Annotated in this window: 17 protein-coding genes; 6 read left to right on the plus strand and 11 right to left on the minus strand. The window is 46.4% G+C overall.

The window, feature by feature from the left end:
* The 11 genes from HRU21_09540 to HRU21_09590 all read right to left on the minus strand — a co-directional run.
* Nucleotides 1-315 (minus strand): UDP-N-acetylglucosamine 1-carboxyvinyltransferase (locus HRU21_09540; protein NRA42531.1); only part of this gene is annotated, 315 nt, incomplete at its 3' end.
* Nucleotides 316-332: 17 nt separating this feature from the next.
* Nucleotides 333-575, minus strand: a complete 243-nt coding sequence (locus tag HRU21_09545; GenBank protein ID NRA42532.1) for a BolA/IbaG family iron-sulfur metabolism protein — start codon at nt 573-575, stop codon at nt 333-335.
* Nucleotides 575-1,324, minus strand: a complete 750-nt coding sequence (locus HRU21_09550; GenBank protein ID NRA42533.1) for an ABC transporter substrate-binding protein — start codon at nt 1,322-1,324, stop codon at nt 575-577. Before HRU21_09550 ends, HRU21_09545 begins: the two co-directional genes overlap by 1 nt.
* A gap of 43 nt (nt 1,325-1,367) precedes the next feature.
* Complete coding sequence (gene trpC / locus HRU21_09555; protein ID NRA42534.1) at nt 1,368-2,189, minus strand: indole-3-glycerol phosphate synthase TrpC; 822 nt, start codon at nt 2,187-2,189, stop codon at nt 1,368-1,370.
* Nucleotides 2,186-3,214 (minus strand): anthranilate phosphoribosyltransferase, encoded by a 1,029-nt coding sequence (gene trpD, locus HRU21_09560; GenBank protein ID NRA42535.1) that lies wholly within the window; start codon nt 3,212-3,214, stop codon nt 2,186-2,188. The genes trpC and trpD overlap by 4 nt, the downstream gene beginning before the upstream one ends.
* Entirely contained in the window at nt 3,208-3,792 is a 585-nt protein-coding gene (locus tag HRU21_09565; GenBank protein ID NRA42536.1) for an aminodeoxychorismate/anthranilate synthase component II, read from the minus strand. The genes trpD and HRU21_09565 overlap by 7 nt, the downstream gene beginning before the upstream one ends.
* A gap of 5 nt (nt 3,793-3,797) precedes the next feature.
* Complete coding sequence (locus tag HRU21_09570; GenBank protein NRA42537.1) at nt 3,798-5,297, minus strand: anthranilate synthase component I; 1,500 nt, start codon at nt 5,295-5,297, stop codon at nt 3,798-3,800.
* Between the two features lie 1,216 nt (nt 5,298-6,513).
* Nucleotides 6,514-7,188 (minus strand): phosphoglycolate phosphatase, encoded by a 675-nt coding sequence (gph, locus tag HRU21_09575; GenBank protein ID NRA42538.1) that lies wholly within the window; start codon nt 7,186-7,188, stop codon nt 6,514-6,516.
* 97 nt (nt 7,189-7,285) lie between these two features.
* Nucleotides 7,286-7,963, minus strand: a complete 678-nt coding sequence (rpe, locus tag HRU21_09580; protein ID NRA42539.1) for a ribulose-phosphate 3-epimerase — start codon at nt 7,961-7,963, stop codon at nt 7,286-7,288.
* A gap of 10 nt (nt 7,964-7,973) precedes the next feature.
* Complete coding sequence (locus HRU21_09585) at nt 7,974-8,699, minus strand: nucleotidyltransferase family protein (GenBank protein NRA42540.1); 726 nt, start codon at nt 8,697-8,699, stop codon at nt 7,974-7,976.
* Nucleotides 8,696-9,814, minus strand: a complete 1,119-nt coding sequence (locus tag HRU21_09590) for a phosphotransferase (GenBank protein ID NRA42541.1) — start codon at nt 9,812-9,814, stop codon at nt 8,696-8,698. Before HRU21_09590 ends, HRU21_09585 begins: the two co-directional genes overlap by 4 nt.
* A gap of 200 nt (nt 9,815-10,014) precedes the next feature.
* On the opposite strand from HRU21_09590, the gene lptD reads away from it, so the two are divergent.
* The 6 genes from lptD to HRU21_09620 form a co-directional block, all read left to right on the plus strand.
* The gene (gene lptD, locus HRU21_09595) at nt 10,015-12,780 is read left to right on the plus strand and encodes an LPS assembly protein LptD (GenBank protein NRA42542.1); all 2,766 of its coding nucleotides are present in this window, start codon (nt 10,015-10,017) and stop codon (nt 12,778-12,780) included.
* Nucleotides 12,780-14,051 carry a peptidylprolyl isomerase gene (locus tag HRU21_09600; protein ID NRA42543.1) on the plus strand — a complete coding sequence of 424 codons (1,272 nt, stop codon included), beginning with the start codon at nt 12,780-12,782 and terminating at the stop codon, nt 14,049-14,051. The genes lptD and HRU21_09600 overlap by 1 nt, the downstream gene beginning before the upstream one ends.
* On the plus strand, nt 14,051-15,097 hold the full coding sequence (gene pdxA, locus HRU21_09605; protein ID NRA42544.1) for a 4-hydroxythreonine-4-phosphate dehydrogenase PdxA: 1,047 nt from the start codon (nt 14,051-14,053) through the stop codon (nt 15,095-15,097). Before HRU21_09600 ends, pdxA begins: the two co-directional genes overlap by 1 nt.
* A 10-nt stretch (nt 15,098-15,107) precedes the next feature.
* Nucleotides 15,108-15,959, plus strand: a complete 852-nt coding sequence (gene rsmA, locus HRU21_09610) for a 16S rRNA (adenine(1518)-N(6)/adenine(1519)-N(6))-dimethyltransferase RsmA (GenBank protein NRA42545.1) — start codon at nt 15,108-15,110, stop codon at nt 15,957-15,959.
* Between the two features lie 127 nt (nt 15,960-16,086).
* On the plus strand, nt 16,087-16,464 hold the full coding sequence (apaG, locus tag HRU21_09615; GenBank protein NRA42546.1) for a Co2+/Mg2+ efflux protein ApaG: 378 nt from the start codon (nt 16,087-16,089) through the stop codon (nt 16,462-16,464).
* A 16-nt stretch (nt 16,465-16,480) separates the two neighbouring features.
* On the plus strand, nt 16,481-16,711 hold a 231-nt coding region (locus tag HRU21_09620), incomplete at its 3' end, for a TatD family hydrolase (protein ID NRA42547.1).

A 16,711-nucleotide genomic window follows, 5' to 3' on the forward strand; every position in this document is an offset into this window, starting at 1 on the left:
ATGGGTCAACAACGGGCCTAACACTAAAATTGAAGCGCGCATAGTTTTCACTAACTCGTAAGGCGCAGTGTATGATGAAATACTGGCAGCATGCGCTTCGATACCCAGTTTTTCATCTATAATCACATCGATACCCATTGCTACTAACAACTCTATCATCGTTGTTATATCGTGAAGATGCGGCAGATTAGAGATTTTTACCGGCTCTTTACAAAGAATGGTTGCCGCAAGAATGGGCAGCGCAGAATTTTTTGCGCCCGAAATACGAATCTCACCGCTGAGCTGAGTACCGCCCTGAATAATGAGTTTATCCATGCTTAGCTAATACCTTATTAAGATTGTGATTCAGACCATTCAGACTGAGTTAAGAGGCGCATATTGACTGCATGCATAGCACCGCTAGCAATATGAGGGTTCAATACCGCATATACCATTTGCTGTTTTTTTACAGGCCGAACGCCAACAAAGTCATCACTGACGACCAAAACATTAAAATGCGAACCGTCTGATTGAATATCAACATGGGCGTCTTGAAAACTGGCTTTTAACTCTTCAATTACTTGTTCAATCATAATTACTGTTCGCTGCCTTGTGCAGAAGTACTGTTAGCAGTGCTGTTATTCGTTGCCTGCTGTTTAAAATCGGTAGGTTTTGTTTCAATAATCCAATTATCAATCACCGCAGCAAAATTTTGCTGATGCTTTTGCATGGCGGCCACAAACTGATTTTGATAAAGCTGACCTACATTAATAGAACCAATCACCAAGTTACGTAATTTCCATTCACCTTGCTTATTCGCAGCCATGCGATAGCTGAGTGTATAACGCTCATTATCAGCCTGAATAGTTTGCGTCACAATCACCGGCTGTTTATCAGCAATCGCTTGTTGATCGGCCGCCGAGGGCGGCACAACGCTGATCGTTTGACCGTTAAAAACCAACAAGCCTTTGGCATAGGTTGTTACCAGGCCTTGCCGAAAGGTTGTCACAAATCGCTGATAGTCTAGCTTAAATTGCTGACGCTGCTCAGGACTCAGCGACAAATAATATTCGCGCTTACCGTATGGCCCCATTACCGACCGAGAAAACGCATTAAAATCGAGCAAAGGACCGATAATCGAGTCAATTTCGCTGTAAAACCGCTCGGGATCATTATCAAAATAGGTCTTAGCTTCTTCAATAGCCTTGATCAAGGCATCGGTAGTATCGGCAATGCGTTGATGTGGCGACAATGGATTAGCCGATGCGAGCGATGCAAAGATGAACAGCGATAAAGCTAATAATACTTGGCTTAGGCTGCGCCGAGTTGAATACAAGTTGAACATCAAAAACTCCTTTGATAACTGGTTTAGGATTCGCCACGCAGTTTTAAACATTGGCATAAAACAACTCCTGTAGTGCCGCACCAGGATCAGTTTGGCGCATAAATGCCTCACCGACCAGGAAGCTATTAACCTTATGATCACGCATTAAACTAACATCGCTAGGCTGATGAATACCGCTCTCGGTCACCACAATGATATTCTCATCAATCATTGGCAACAGCGATAAGGTGTTATCTAAACTGGTCTCGAAAGTATGCAGATTGCGATTATTAATCCCAAGCAATGCAAGATCTAGCTTCAAGGCAATCTCAAGTTCAGCCTGATCATGCACTTCGACCAATACATCCATACCTAAATCTTGCGCAAGCTGATACAGCTGATAAAGCCGCTCGGGCTGTTGTAAGAAAGCCGCCACAATCAACAATACGCAGTCTGCACCCAAGGCACGCGATTCATAAATTTGGTAATCATCAATCAGGAAATCTTTGCGAATAACGGGTAGCTCGATTGCCGCTCTAGCGGCAAGCAAATAGTCTTCATGACCCTGAAAAAAGTCAGCATCGGTTAAAACTGAGACACAAGCAGCGCCTGCTCGTTGATAGCTCATAGCAATGGCAACCGGATCAAAGTCAGCACGGATAATCCCCTTGCTTGGTGAAGCTTTTTTCACCTCAGCAATCACTGCGCTTTGCTGCTGCGCAAGCTTGTTAGACAGTCCGCGAACAAAGCCCCTAGGTTGATAGCTTTGATCAAGCTTGGCAATTTTAGCTTGCAGCTGGCTTATAGACAGCTGCGCTGAACGCTCAGCAATTTCTTGCTGTTTACGTGCCAGAATTTTTTTCAATACGGTTGGCGCATCACTCATACTTGCTCAACCCACTGCGTAAACTGGATAAACTCCTGCATTTTTTCTAATGCTTGACCTGAAGCCATGATATCTTGGGCCATAACCACGCCTGCCGCGAGCGAGTTGACAATATCTGCAGCATATATTGCCGCACCTGCATTCAAGGCGAGCATATCGGCCGCCGCACTATGCTCGCCAGAGAAAGCGGCTTTAATCATTGCCAGACTCTCGGCACTGCTATTCACCACTAGCTCAGATAAAGATGCTTTAGGCAAACCAAACTGCTGAGGCTCAATGGTGTATTCATGAATTTCACCCGCCCTTAGCTCAGCAACATAGCTTTCACCTGCAATCGACAGCTCATCCAAACCATCGGCAGCATGCACAACCAAGACATGCTCACTGCCTAGGTTTTGCAACACTTGCGCAAGGGGTCGTAACCAAGCACGGTCATACACGCCCAATACCTGAAATTTAGCCGCAGCTGGGTTGGTTAAAGGCCCTAAAATATTAAAAATTGTGCGCACTGCTAACTCTTTTCGAGGGCCAATCGCATATTTCATGGCGCTATGATGCTTAACAGCAAACATAAAGCCAACACCTACTTCGTCGACCGCGCGCGCCACTTGCTGCGGTGAGAGATCCAAATTCACCCCAGCCGCCTCAAGCACATCGGCACTGCCGGATGATGAAGTAATGGAACGATTACCGTGCTTGGCAACTTTTGCCCCGGCGGCTGCAGCAATAAAGCTGACGGCTGTAGATACATTAAAAATGCTGGCGCCATCACCACCAGTGCCACAGGTATCTAAGGTTGGCTGCTGACTAGGCAAGTCAACCCGCGCTGAAAGCTCGCGCATCACTTTTGCCGCCGCCGTAATCTCTTCGACAGTCTCGCCTTTCATGCGCAAAGCCACCAAAAAGCCGGCGATTTGCGCGTCACTGGCGTTACCGGTCATTATTTGCTGCATACAGGCTGTCATTTGCTGCTGCGACAGGTCTTGTTTCGCTATCAATTGGTCTATTGCTGACTGAATCATGATGTCTTATCTAAAAAGTTTTTTAACAGTGCATGGCCATGCTCGCTGAGTATCGACTCAGGGTGGTATTGCACACCTTCAATGTCAAATTGTTTGTGCCTCACGCCCATGATTTCATCGATACTACCATCGGCGTTTTCTGTCCACGCGGTAATTTCTAAGCAGTCCGGTAAGCTGTCTTGCGCGATAACAAGCGAATGGTAGCGAGTAGCCTGATAGGGACTAGGCAAACCGGTAAACACACCTTCGGCCGAGTGAACAATCGGCGACAACTTTCCGTGCATCACTTGTTTTGCGCGCACAATTTGACCACCAAAAGCTTGACCGATCGATTGATGCCCCAAGCAAATGCCTAAAATGGGTAACTTCCCGGCAAAATATTGAATAGCCTCCAAGGAAATACCAGCCTCATTTGGCGTGCAGGGCCCAGGAGAAATCACCAAGTGATCAGGCTGAAGCGCGGCAATCTCAGCGACCGTAATTTGATCATTACGAAACACCTTCACGTCAGCATCAAGTTCAGCCAGATACTGCACAATGTTATAGGTAAACGAGTCGTAGTTATCAATCATCACCAACATAATGACTAAACCTCACCATCATGATTATCGTGCTGTTGAACCATCGCCACAGCTTTGAATATCGCGCGCGCTTTATTCATGGTTTCTTTCCACTCTAACTCAGGTACCGAATCTGCGACAACGCCAGCGCCAGCTTGAACATGCAGCTGCTTGTCTTTGATCACTGCGGTGCGAATCGCGATCGCGGTATCTAAATTACCCTGCCATGATAGGTAGCCAACTGCGCCACCATAGACACCGCGTTTGACCGGCTCAAGCTCGTCAATAATCTCCATCGCGCGCACCTTTGGCGCACCGCTGAGAGTGCCTGCCGGCAGCGTAGCTTTTAACACATCAATAGCCGATAGCTGATCAGCAAGCTGTGCCTCGACATTCGATACAATGTGCATGACATGCGAATATCGCTCAATGACCATTTGATCGGTTACCGCAACCGTGCCGGTTTGCGCAATTCTGCCAACATCATTTCGGCCTAAATCAATCAGCATTAAATGCTCGGCAATCTCCTTAGGGTCGGCCAGCAATTCTTGCTCCATCGCCAAGTCTTGCGCAGGCGTTTTACCGCGTTTGCGGGTGCCGGCAATTGGCCTAACGGACACTGTGCCAGATTCACTGCGTGCTAAAACCTCAGGCGACGAGCCAACAATATGCATATCGTCTAAATTTAATAAATACATATACGGCGATGGATTTAAGCTGCGCAACGCGCGATACAAACTGAGCGGATCATGCTCAAATGCAATGCTCAGCCGTTGTGCAATTACTACCTGCATCACATCCCCATCAAGCACATACTGCTTGATGGTTTCTACAGCCTGCTGGAAATCTTGCTGTTGAAAGCCGGAGCGAAAATCTTGCTCATCCGAGCTATCGTGATCAACACTGAGGTGAATAGTATCAAGCTGCACAGGCGAATGACGCAATTCTTCTGACAACTCATCCAGTCGGCGCAAAGCGCGCGCGTATGCATCGGGCTCTTGACTATTAGCCATCACCACCAAGGTCAAAGTACCTGCAAGATTATCAAACACCACCACTTCGGTTGAATGCATCAACACGATATCCGGGCAGTCTAATTCATCCCTCGGCACCGATGCTTGCAGACGAGTTTCTACATATCGCACGGTATCATAGGCAAAATACCCCACTAAGCCACCCTGAAAGCTGGGCAGCTGATCAAATTCAGCAACCTTGTAGCTTGCGCGATATTGATCGACAAACTGCAATGGATCGGCCACCTCAAACTGTTCCAGTAATGTACCCTGTTGCTCAATGCTTACCTGCTTGGCCCGAATTTTAATGACTTTCTCGCAGGCCAAACCAATCATTGAGTATCGCGCCCATTTCTCACCACCCTGCACTGACTCGAATAAATAGCTGTAAGGTTTATGAGCTAATTTTGCATACACCGACACAGGCGTATCGACGTCTGCCATTAATTGGCGCGTAATAGGAATAAGATTAAAGCCTTGATCGCAAAGCTGTTGATAACTAGCTTCATCAATGGGCTGGGCAGGACTAGGGTTGCTTGTGTTCACTGATTTTCCTGGGCTGTTTACAAAAAGTTTAGGTGTTTAACGACGCGTTAACTGCGAGACAGGGGTTTAGCCATGCCATCGCCAAGCAGCACAGCGGCTATGCCCATGCAAGGATTGATCACACCTAAAAGATAACAACATACTGACACCCTAAGCCGATATGATATTAAGCCCAAATGCTGATTACTGAGCACCTATTGGTGTTGCATCAGCCTATATCTAAACAGCCTGCTAGTTTACGAAATTTATTTACAAAACTAAAGCAAAGACAGTGAATACTGCGCCATCTAGCTATTAATACAGCTAAAATCATTTGCGGCTCCGCAGCGATGCGTGAAAGCAAAATTTGCATCAAGCAAGATATGTTTCAGTGTAATTCGCCATAAAACCGGGCAAAAGTGCCAAGATCATCGCACTTTTTATTAAAATTCAGAAACTTTTACAGAAAAATATCAATTTAGAGCGATTTTTCTAAAAAAAAACGTAATGATGAATGCAACTGTCAATAAAGGCAGGTGATCGTTTTAAACGCTAGGGGAATGTCATGCGCCACTTACTAAAGCGCCACATGAACCCAGCTGAGATCAGAATAATTATAACAGCGCTCGCTGGTTCATTGGGTTTAACCACAGTTAATGGCAACTTGATACATTTAATGGATCTAAGTTTGCAAACAGACACTCGATTTATTGAGGAGTAAACCAATGAAAGATTTTAAATCACAATTCAAACAATTTTTCGCCAGTGAAAGCGGTGACCTGGTGATTCAGTTAGGCATTATTGCTGTGACCACAACGTCTGTCACTTCATCTATTTGGTACCTTATTTAATTCAATATACTTTTGATAAAGTGATTGAGTAGTTGGGCGATTGAATAGTTAAGTGATCGAATAGTTGAGCGACCGAGTAATTATTTTGGCGCATATGGCGCCACAATGAAGCTCGTGCGACGCTTATTAGACGCTTATTGACTGCAGCAAATTGCTAGCACATATTTCCTAACACTTATTGCTCAGCGCCGATTGAGCAGCTCTTGCAGCATAGGACTTAAAGTACAGGTTCTAGTTATTGGCTTGGCTTCGCGCTGGATCATTGGCACAGGATCATTAGTACAGGGCCGTTGGTACAGGACCATTGGTACAGGGCCATTGGTTTAAGAGCTTTAGCCTAGCTAGTCATAAGCCTAGAGAAGTAATTCAGTCAGTGCTGACAGCTTCAGCGTGGCGTTGTATTCTGTGATCGACTCCCCATGGTTGTAGCCGTAACTGACACTTGCTGACGCCATATTAGCCGCCTTCGCGGCTAAGATATCGTTCTTTGAATCGCCGACCATCAGCGCGCTTTCAATCTGCACCGCATGACCCTTGTTACGCAAACAATCAAGCGCATGCAGTAAAGGTTGTGGGTCAGGCTTTTTAACCGGCAAGCTATCACCAGCAACCACGACGTCAAAATACTTAGCGATGCCAAGATCGCTGAGCAGTGCTGGGGTAAACTGCGCTGGCTTATTGGTTACTACCGCCAATGCGATACCGGCCTGCGTCAGCTTGCCTAACACCTGCTCAACCCCATCATAGAGACATGATTGCTTTTGCGCCGTTGATAAATGCCCGTAATGGTATAAAAATCGACGGTGCAGCAGCTCGCAACTGGGCATCGCGTTAGGATCAAGCACGGTAGCTAAATATCGATGTGCGCGTTGCACTAAGCGCTCAGCACCATTACCGACCCAAAGTTTAAGCAAGGATGCACTAACACAGAAAGGCTGTTGCATATTCGACTCAGCGATCGCCAAATTCATCGCCTGCGTTAAGTCGGGTACGCTGTCAACCAAGGTGCCATCTAGGTCGAACAAAATAGCCCTTGGTAATTTGCCAGCAAATACAGACGATAATTGGGTAAACACCGATTTTCTTATTCGCCTCTCAATTCTTGCATACTCAGATTATTAAGGCTTATTCACCTTTTACTGTCGCAAGCTCTCGGCGCATAGAATCGATAACTTGACGATAATCAGGCTGATTAAATATGGCTGAGCCAGCAACAAATGTATCAGCCCCGGCGCGGGCAATGTCTGCGATATTCTCAACTTTTACCCCACCATCAATTTCTAAACGAATATCGAAGCCTGATTGATCAATCATCGCCCTTGCCTGTTTTAACTTTTGCAAGGTGGCAGGAATAAAACTTTGGCCACCAAAGCCTGGATTAACTGACATCAATAAAATCATATCTAGCTTATCCATCACATACTCTAAGGCATCCAGACTGCTAGCTGGGTTAAATACTAAGCCCGCCTTACAGCCTAAGCTTTTTATCAGCTGCAGCGATCGATCCACATGCATGGACGCCTCAGGGTGAAAAGTGATATAGCTAGCACCTGCATCCGCAAATTGCTTAATCAAATCATCAACCGGACTCACCATCAAATGCACATCGATTTCAGCATCAATGCCATAGTCTCTCAGCGCTTTGCAGACCATTGGACCGATGGTTAAATTAGGCACATAGTGATTATCCATCACATCAAAATGTACAATATCAGCACCAGCTTCTAATACGGCATCGACCTCTGCGCCAAGGCGCGCAAAATCAGCCGATAAAATCGACGGGGCTATCTTAAAGGTTTGCATATTTTTTCCATTATTTTCTATTAAATCTTGCAGAATACTCAGTCACAAAGGCTTCCGCCTCAGCCAATCTTTCTGGCGTGCCTACATCAAACCAATAGCCCTGATGAATCAAACCATCTAAACGACCGATATCATTCGCTTGATGAAATAGGCTGGCCAGTCGACCCGCGTCGGCCTTAAACGAGGTAAATAGTTGCGGCTGCAATAAGCTTACGCCAGCAAAAGTATAGCTTGAATAGGCCGAGTCGAGCGCATAAAGCCTGCGCTGCTCATCAGCCAAACAAAAATCGCCTTGTGGATGAAACGCCGGATTTTTCACCAATAGCAAACAGCCTAATTGGCCATGCAGCAGCGACTGCATCGCCTGATGTAAAAAATTTGCCAAGTGAATATTGGCATGCACATCACCGTTGATAACCAGCAATGGCTCCTCAGGTTTATCCGCAAATAATAATGGCCATGCCTGTAATATGCCGCCACAGGTTTCTAACGGGCTTGACTCTCTCGAATACTGCACCGACAAATCAAACTGCGAACCATCACCCACGGCATCGATAATTTGCTCGGCAAGATAGCTGACATTAATCACCACATCTGTAAAGCCGGCCGCCCTCAATGATTCAAGGTGATAGAACAGTAATGGCTTACCTGCGATAGGCAGCAGCGGCTTGGGCGTGCTTGCTGTTAATGGCAACATTCGCTTACCTAATCCGGCCGCCAATATCATAGCCTTCATGACGCAGCCTCAGGCTGCTCAGCTAGCGACAAATCGCGCCACCAGCTCTGCTGGCGAATCAGCGGCATAAGCTGGGTTTCAAACCAGTCAGCAAAATGGCGCAAAGCAGGATCAGAATATGCTGACAAGGCATCACGGATATAATCAACTACCAAAGGCAAATCCTGCAAATACCCGTGTTTTGCATCCCGCTGCGATAAGCGAGCAAACACGCCCAAGACCTTGATATGGCGCTGTAGGCCCATCCAATCAAAATCTTGTTGAAAGTCTGTAAAACTGAGCGAATCAGCAATCAACTGTTGGTTTTGCAATTGCCTATAGAATTGTTCTAAGTAAGCCAGCACCTCGGGCTTTGGCAAGCGCAGGTAGCAATCTTTCCATAATGAGACGGCATCATAAGTAATTGGGCCTTTTAAAGCATCTTGAAAATCAATCGCTACTAGCGCATCACCGTCAAGCATAATATTGCGACAGTGGTAATCACGATGAACAAACACCTGTGACTGCTGGCAGGCACGATCGATCAGTCGCTGAAAAAAACGCTGTAGCAGTGCTTGTTGTTCTCGGTCTAATTCCAACTGCAATAAGCCGGCAACAAACCATTCGGTAAAAATATCTAATTCGCATTGCAAGGCCGCCGCGTCATAATGACCTAAAATAGTCAGATCAGCCTGAGGAATTTGAGCAAACGCCAGCAGTTGCTGTAAGGCTTGGTCATAATAGTGCTGATGCTGTGGCGACAGGGCAATATTCGACAGCAGCTGATCGCCAGCGTCGTGCTGCAATAGCCAGCCAGTCTCTAAATCAAAGGCCAACACTTCTGAGGCGGCAATATTCTGGCTTGCTAACAGCGCACTGATAGCGACAAATTCTTGGTTTTTTTCCGTCGCCGGCGGCGCAATGGCTAAAATATAGCTGCTTTTGATATCCGGTTTATCGTCACCATTATGCACGATAGCAACACGATAGTAGCGCCTAAAGCTGGCATCACCACTCATAGCCTCGAGCCTAACGTTTGCGGCCTGAACATCAGCAATTTTAGTCAGCGCCGACAATAACCAGGCGGATAAGCCTGGCTGCTCCAGCTGATGGTCAAGTTCGGTGAGTTTAAACATAGCGACGGGGGAACATATTTGCAGTAAAAACGCAGTCAATGAATACTTTATTTGATACACTTCTAAACTTTGCGTGCAGGCGGTAAATTTACATCATTTACTCGACATTCTCACTATGAAATTGCTTTATGTTATTGATTTTCTGCAGGCCTTAGAATTTTTTTAAACCACAATCAGGTTTTCGTTTAACTTCACTGTCGATGCAAACAACGCCCTCTGATCAGACTCCCTGTATTGCTGCTGCCAGCACAAAAGCCTTTATGGCGGTCGCGCCGCTGGCGACTAAACATATCGGCATAGCAAGACTAAGGCGATACTTAGTCACCATAGCCGCCACAGTCGCGATATTCACCACAACGGCCACAGATGCGCTTACCATGGATGGGCAAGCAAGCAGCAACAAGGAAAACCAGACACAAAGCCGTTCGGCTTTTTGCCCGCCATTGCAGGAGGTCATAGAGACCACAGCCTTAACTGAAGCAGAATTTTTAGCAGCGCTTGAAAAGGACAAGGAGCGCGCTTTAAAACAGCTCGATTGGGTAGCGCAAGACGGCATCAATAGTTGCGATGGCTACTATCAGCCTGCCGATTTCACGCTGCAAGCAAGCAGCGCTGAATCTGACACTATTCAGCCGACAGATACGATCGAAATGTTCAGCGACAGCTTAGTTTATCAAAGCGATAGCTTAATGAATCTTGAGGGTAATATCTTATTCAACCGCGACAATCTTCGGCTCTCCTGTGATCGCATCCAATATGATGCTAACGCTGATTCAGCCTTGGCACAGGGTAATGTGATTTTTCGCAGCGAAGACGCGCTGATTTTGGCAGAATCGGCTGATATTTTTCAGCAAAGTGACGCTAACTTCATAGACTCGCGTTTTGTGCTATACCCGGTTCACGCCCGCGGTAGTGCAGCAGAGGTGCGTCTGATCAATAATGCGCAAGACAATCAGGCCGTGCTGCGCGATAGCGAATTTAGTCTATGCCCGCCCACGCAAAACGATTGGGCCATTCGCGCATCAGAACTCACGCTCGACCAAGTCAGTGGCTGGGGCAAAGCTTGGCATATGCGCTTTTTAATCAAAGATACGCCAGTATTTTATTTCCCCTATGTGACGTTTCCGATTGACGATCGACGCAAAACGGGTTTCTTATTACCACTGATTGGCGGCGGCAGCGATGGCTTTAGTTATCAACAAAGTTATTATCTGAATCTCGCACCCCATTATGACCTGACCTATAGTCCGCATTTCATCGAGAAACATGGTGTGCTTAATATTTTGATGGCACGCTATAAGCATACCAGCAGCGAATGGCAGTTAACGGGCAGCCAAATCAACAATGATAAGCGCATTGATGGCGACGATATCGACAGCAGCCCCCTGTATGACGATGATGATCGCAAGCGTTGGGGCATCAGCCTGATTGAAAGCGGGCAATTCTTACCCAATTTACGCCACAGCATCAATTATACCGATGTTTCAGATGTTGACTTTCTCCGCGACTGGCACAGCTCGGCATTGAATATCGACAATACAGAAGCATTGAGACGCACTGCCAGCCTATCGTTTAGTTCGACAAACTGGCAATCAAGTTTAAAAGCTATCGACTTCAAAAGTCTCGAAATAAACCCCAACACCGGCAAAGCCAAAGATGAAGACTACAGCCTGCTGCCTGAGCTAAGCCTTAGCTTTGTAAACTCACGCACCACAAACAGGCTTAATCCCTTCTTCACCTCATATCTCAGTCAATTTGCTCACGATACTAAAGCCGAGGCGCTGCGCAGCCATACTGAAGCTGGTGTGAGCTATGGTCTATCGGAACTCGCTTACGAAGTAGAGGCCAAGCTGAAAGCTGAGTATAACTTCTACGATTACAATGACAGTAATGACCCAGCTATTACTGACTTTGAAGGCGAGCCTTATCAGGGCAGTGATAGCGTCAGCGTATTCGGTGGCAGCATTTTCGGCCAGCTGAATTTTGAGCGTCAATTTGATACCGAAGCAGCACTTTACAGCCACAGTTTAAGCCCTAAGCTGCAGTACAGCTATGCCAGCTATGACAATCAAGACCGTTTACTGGACCTTGATACCAGCGAACGGAAATTTAATTACAATGAAGTGTTTCGCGAAAGTCGATTCAGCGGCTACGATCGAATTGGCGATAATAATAAGTTAAGCCTGGGGCTTGATACCGAGATTTTTGATATTCTTAATGGGCAAAGCATTTGGTCTTTAGGCATTGCTCAGGCCTGGTATTTACAAGATCGTCGCCTAAAACTGAAACCTACTGACGATAACTTATTAACCATTAATCCTGACGATGACAAAGATACTAAACGCTTCAAAAAAGCTACAAACAAGGATATCGATAAGCGATTTTTTCGCGAATATTCTGATATCGCCTTGCAAAGCAGCTATTGGATAAACCCTCAACAATCGGCAAAACTGCAATTAGTGCTCGACCCTGATAATGGCGAGCTGGCTCGCGGCAGTATTGCCTGGCAATACCGTAACGAGAATAATCTGATTCTCAATCTTGAAGTAGAGAAAATTGCCAATCTACCAAAGCTGCAAGATACCGACTCCGACGCATCGACGCCCCGCGAATTTGTTAATTTTGATGACGAGTTTGTCAATCTGTCAGGCTACCTGCCGCTCAGCCTTACCGGCGTTGATGCCCTGCGTGATTGGTCTGCGTTCACCCGGGTTGAATATGATCTGAATAAAAATGAACCGATTAACGATCTTGCGGGTTTCAGCTATAGTAACTGCTGCTGGAAGCTATACTTTATCGCCGAAAATGAACGGCGCGAATTCGAAAATGGCCAAAAAGTTCAACCCTTTCAAGACAGTCGCTATAAACGAAACTGGTATATTGAGGTAGAATTAACCGGGCTCGCTGGCGCCACCAATCGAGTTATCCGTTTACTCGAAGAAAACATTCAAGGTTTTAATCAATAATGCCGTATTTGCTATTTATATTTATTTTGCTTGCACCGCTTTCTAAGACTGAAGCTGCGACTCAAACATTGGACGCGATTAAAATCGTGGTTAATAAAGATGTCATTACCGAAGCACAGTTTGAAGCGCGGTTACAAGAAACCAAAGCAAATCTTCAAACTCGTGGACAGCTTCCTAGCGAGGCTGAAATAGAAGAACAAGTCAGCAATCAACTGATCCTCGAATCGCTGCAAATGCAAATGGCTGAGCGGGGCGGCTTACGCATATCCAATCAAGAGCTAACTACAGCAATCAGCGATATTGCACAGCGCAATGGCTTAAGCTTAGAGGGTTTAAAAAACGAACTCGAAGCAGACGGTAAAGACTATCAAGCTTTTCGCGAGCGTATCCGCAAAGACATGATTATTCAAAATGTACAGCAAGGTAGCTTACGCGGCAAAGTTAATGTCAGCGAGCAGCAAGTTGATAATTATTTAGCCAGCAGCGAAGGCCAACGCCTGACCGAAGAAAGTTACGATCTCAGTTTCTTAACGTTAGCCTTAGCGAGCAACAGTGATGCTGCCACTATTGCCGCCGCCAAAAAAACGATGCAAGCACTTAAGCAACAGCTTGAGCAATCGCCGCCGCAATTCGCGCGCTATGCCCAAGGGGCAAGCTTTCAGGGCAGCCAAATCGAAGGGGCTAATCTCGGCAAACGCAGCCTCGATGAGCTACCGTCATTATTTGTAGATCTTGCGCTGCAGCTTGAAAACGGTGACATCTCAGACCCTGTTCAAAGTGGTGCTGGCTGGCATTTATTGAAAATGAATCGCAAGATTGGCGGTCAACAGCTTGAATATCAAGTACTGTCTCGGCATATCTTAATCACGCCATCTGCCGTGCGCAATGATGCACAAGCCCAGAAACTAGCCCGGCAACTGGCGGATCGCATCAAACAAGGTGAGGACTTTTCTCTGCTGGCCAAAGAATATTCAGAGGATCCTGGCTCTGCACTACAGGGTGGTGAATTAGGCTGGAGTTCACCCTCACGCTATGCCGCTGAATTTGCCAATACCCTAGCCGGCTTGAACATTGGCCAAGTCAGTGCGCCCTTCAAAACCGAATTTGGCTGGCATATCGTTGAAAAACTTGATCAACGTCAACACGATATCACGCGCGAACGGCAGCGCAATCAAGCACGCCAAATCTTAGCGCAGCGCCAATTTAAAGACGAACTGGATAACTGGCTTAGCGAAATGAAAGGCGAAGCCTTTATCGAGATCAAACGCTGATGGCGCAACAACAGCGCTTAAATATTGCCCTTTGTGCTGGCGAACCAGCAGGGATTGGCGCGGATATTATTTTACAGTTTGCAGCGCAAGCCTACCTTGCAGCTAATCCAAGAGACTTAAACCGCAAACAAGATCGCTTTATTACCTTAGCCGACCCTGAGCTGATGCTGCAACGCGCAAAAGCGCTAAATTTAAACATATCATTGCGACCCTATGATCCCAATGACAATCTGCCCAATCAGGCCAATGAACTCATCATATATCCGATTGATGGCTGCCATTTAGCGCATGCATCTCGGCTACATCCCAGTAATGCAAACTATGTACTGAATATTCTCGACACCGCGATTGATGGCTGCCTGCGCGGTGAATTTGCCGCCATGGTTACTGCACCGGTGCAAAAATCAGTGATCAACGAAGCTGGCTTGGCGTTTACTGGGCATACCGAGTACCTCGCTGAAAAAACTGCACGTAACAAGGTAGTGATGATGCTCGCGCATGAGACGCTTCGGGTTTGTTTAGCCACCACACATCTGCCTTTAAAAGATGTTCCAGCAGCAATTACGGCAGACTCTCTGCGTCAAACGGTGCAAATTATCGACCACGACTTACGTTATTTTTATGGCATAAAACAACCACGCATTCTCGCCTGCGGTTTGAACCCTCATGCTGGCGAAAATGGCCATCTAGGGCGAGAAGAAATTGAGGTTATCGAGCCCTGTTTTGAGCAACTTCGTGGTGAAGGTCTATTAATAAGCGGCCCCTTGCCCGCAGACACTTTATTCACCGCAAAACATCTTGATAATGCCGACGTAGTTTTAGCCATGTACCATGATCAGGGCTTACCGGTGCTGAAATCACAGGGCTTTGGCCAATCTGCCAATATTACCTTGGGCTTACCAATTATCCGAACCTCAGTAGACCATGGCACCGCAATCGACCTAGTCGGCAGCGGCAAAGCCGATATTGGCAGTTTGATCACAGCCTGTCAGCAAGCAAGCATTATGGCTAATGCACGCCAGCTCGCCGAGCCAGGCAAAGCATAAAGCGATTATTATGAGCGCCTCAGACAAGTCAGCCGCAACATCACATAAGCCCCGCAAGCGCTTTGGGCAAAACTTTTTGCACGATGGCAATATCATTACTCGCTTAGTTGATGCGATTCACCCGCTGAAAGACGATGTGATGGTTGAAATAGGCCCAGGTCAGGCTGCGCTGACCGAACCATTGCTACAGCGTTTACAGCAGCTGCATGTGGTGGAACTTGATCGCGACTTAGTCGAATTACTCACTGCTCAATTTGCCACACGCGCATTACACATACATGCAGCGGATGCATTACAGTTTAATTTCTCAAGCCTGATGCAGTCAGACCAAGCTTTACGGGTAGTCGGCAATCTGCCATACAATATTTCAACCCCTTTGATCTTTCATTTATTGAGCTATCAACAACGTATCCAAGATATGCATTTTATGTTGCAGCTAGAAGTGGTCGATCGCTTAGCTGCTCAACCTGGCTCAAAAACTTACGGGCGTTTGTCAGTGGTCACACAGTATTATTGTCAGGTTGATAAACTGTTCAATGTGCCTGCAGCGGCTTTTTTTCCGCCACCCAAGGTTATGTCAGCGATTGTGCGCTTAATCCCCAGAGACTTCATTATCAAGGCCAACAATACCCAGCAATTTGAGCAGATTGTCGCCATTGCATTTGGCCAGCGACGCAAAACCTTGCGCAATAATCTAAAAAATTGTCTTGCTGCAGATCAGCTCACAAGTCTTGAGCAGAACCTACAGGACAACTCGTCAGAGCATGCTTGTTTTTTACTCAGTGATCGCCCCGAACAGCTATCAGTTGCCAACTTTGTTTTCTTAAGCAACCTGATCGACGACATAATGCAAAAGCATTGATCGTTTCGCCGATTCAGCAATATTAATTTCCCCAGCCAATGGCAAAGCGCGGTATAATCACTCTATTATCATTCACATATCACTGACAGCCGCCCCTGTATGCAGTGATGTTAAAAGTTATTCTGTTATGAGTTTTCAAGCCGACATCGACATCAGTGTTCAAACCCAATTTTTAGAGCAGGAGTCTGAACCACAGTCAAAGCGCTACGTTTTTGCCTATACGATTGAAATCACCAATCACTCAGTGGCAGCAATTCAGTTATTAAATCGCTATTGGAAAATTACTGACGCCAACAATCAGGTGCAAGAGGTTGCTGGCGAAGGGGTTGTTGGCAAACAACCTGAGATTCAGCCGGGGCAGAGCTTCAGCTACTCATCAGGTGCAGTACTTGAAACCTCGGCGGGCATGATGGAAGGCCATTATGAATTTATCAATCACGATCAACAGCTGTTTCAAGCGGCGATTCCCGCTTTTGCCTTGATCGACCCACGGCAACTGCATTAATTGCAGCGTAAGCCTTATGTGGATCGATAGTCATTGTCACCTCGATTTAATTGACCCACAGCTTAGTACTCAGCCAGCGTTTTTTCAGAGCCTACAGGATGCAGGCATTAAGGCCATCTGTGTACCCGGCACCCAAGGCCTAGCCAGCTTACCCGAGGCGTTTTCAAAGCAGTGTGACAATGTAAAAATATTTCATGCCTTTGGTTTTCACCCTTGGTTTATTGATAAGTCTCCCTACTATAACAGT

This window comes from Pseudomonadales bacterium (genome assembly GCA_013215025.1).
GTDB lineage: Bacteria > Pseudomonadota > Gammaproteobacteria > Pseudomonadales > DT-91 > DT-91.

Coding starts and splice junctions, on each gene's coding strand:
- HRU21_09550 (NRA42533.1), bottom strand. CDS start 1,324: ATGTTCAACTTGTATTCAACTCGGCGCAGCCTAAGCCAAGTATTATTA.
- trpC (NRA42534.1), bottom strand. CDS start 2,189: ATGAGTGATGCGCCAACCGTATTGAAAAAAATTCTGGCACGTAAACAG.
- HRU21_09565 (NRA42536.1), bottom strand. CDS start 3,792: ATGTTGGTGATGATTGATAACTACGACTCGTTTACCTATAACATTGTG.
- rpe (NRA42539.1), bottom strand. CDS start 7,963: ATGCAAACCTTTAAGATAGCCCCGTCGATTTTATCGGCTGATTTTGCG.
- HRU21_09585 (NRA42540.1), bottom strand. CDS start 8,699: ATGAAGGCTATGATATTGGCGGCCGGATTAGGTAAGCGAATGTTGCCA.
- HRU21_09590 (NRA42541.1), bottom strand. CDS start 9,814: ATGTTTAAACTCACCGAACTTGACCATCAGCTGGAGCAGCCAGGCTTA.
- lptD (NRA42542.1), top strand. CDS start 10,015: ATGCAAACAACGCCCTCTGATCAGACTCCCTGTATTGCTGCTGCCAGC.
- HRU21_09600 (NRA42543.1), top strand. CDS start 12,780: ATGCCGTATTTGCTATTTATATTTATTTTGCTTGCACCGCTTTCTAAG.
- pdxA (NRA42544.1), top strand. CDS start 14,051: ATGGCGCAACAACAGCGCTTAAATATTGCCCTTTGTGCTGGCGAACCA.
- rsmA (NRA42545.1), top strand. CDS start 15,108: ATGAGCGCCTCAGACAAGTCAGCCGCAACATCACATAAGCCCCGCAAG.
- apaG (NRA42546.1), top strand. CDS start 16,087: ATGAGTTTTCAAGCCGACATCGACATCAGTGTTCAAACCCAATTTTTA.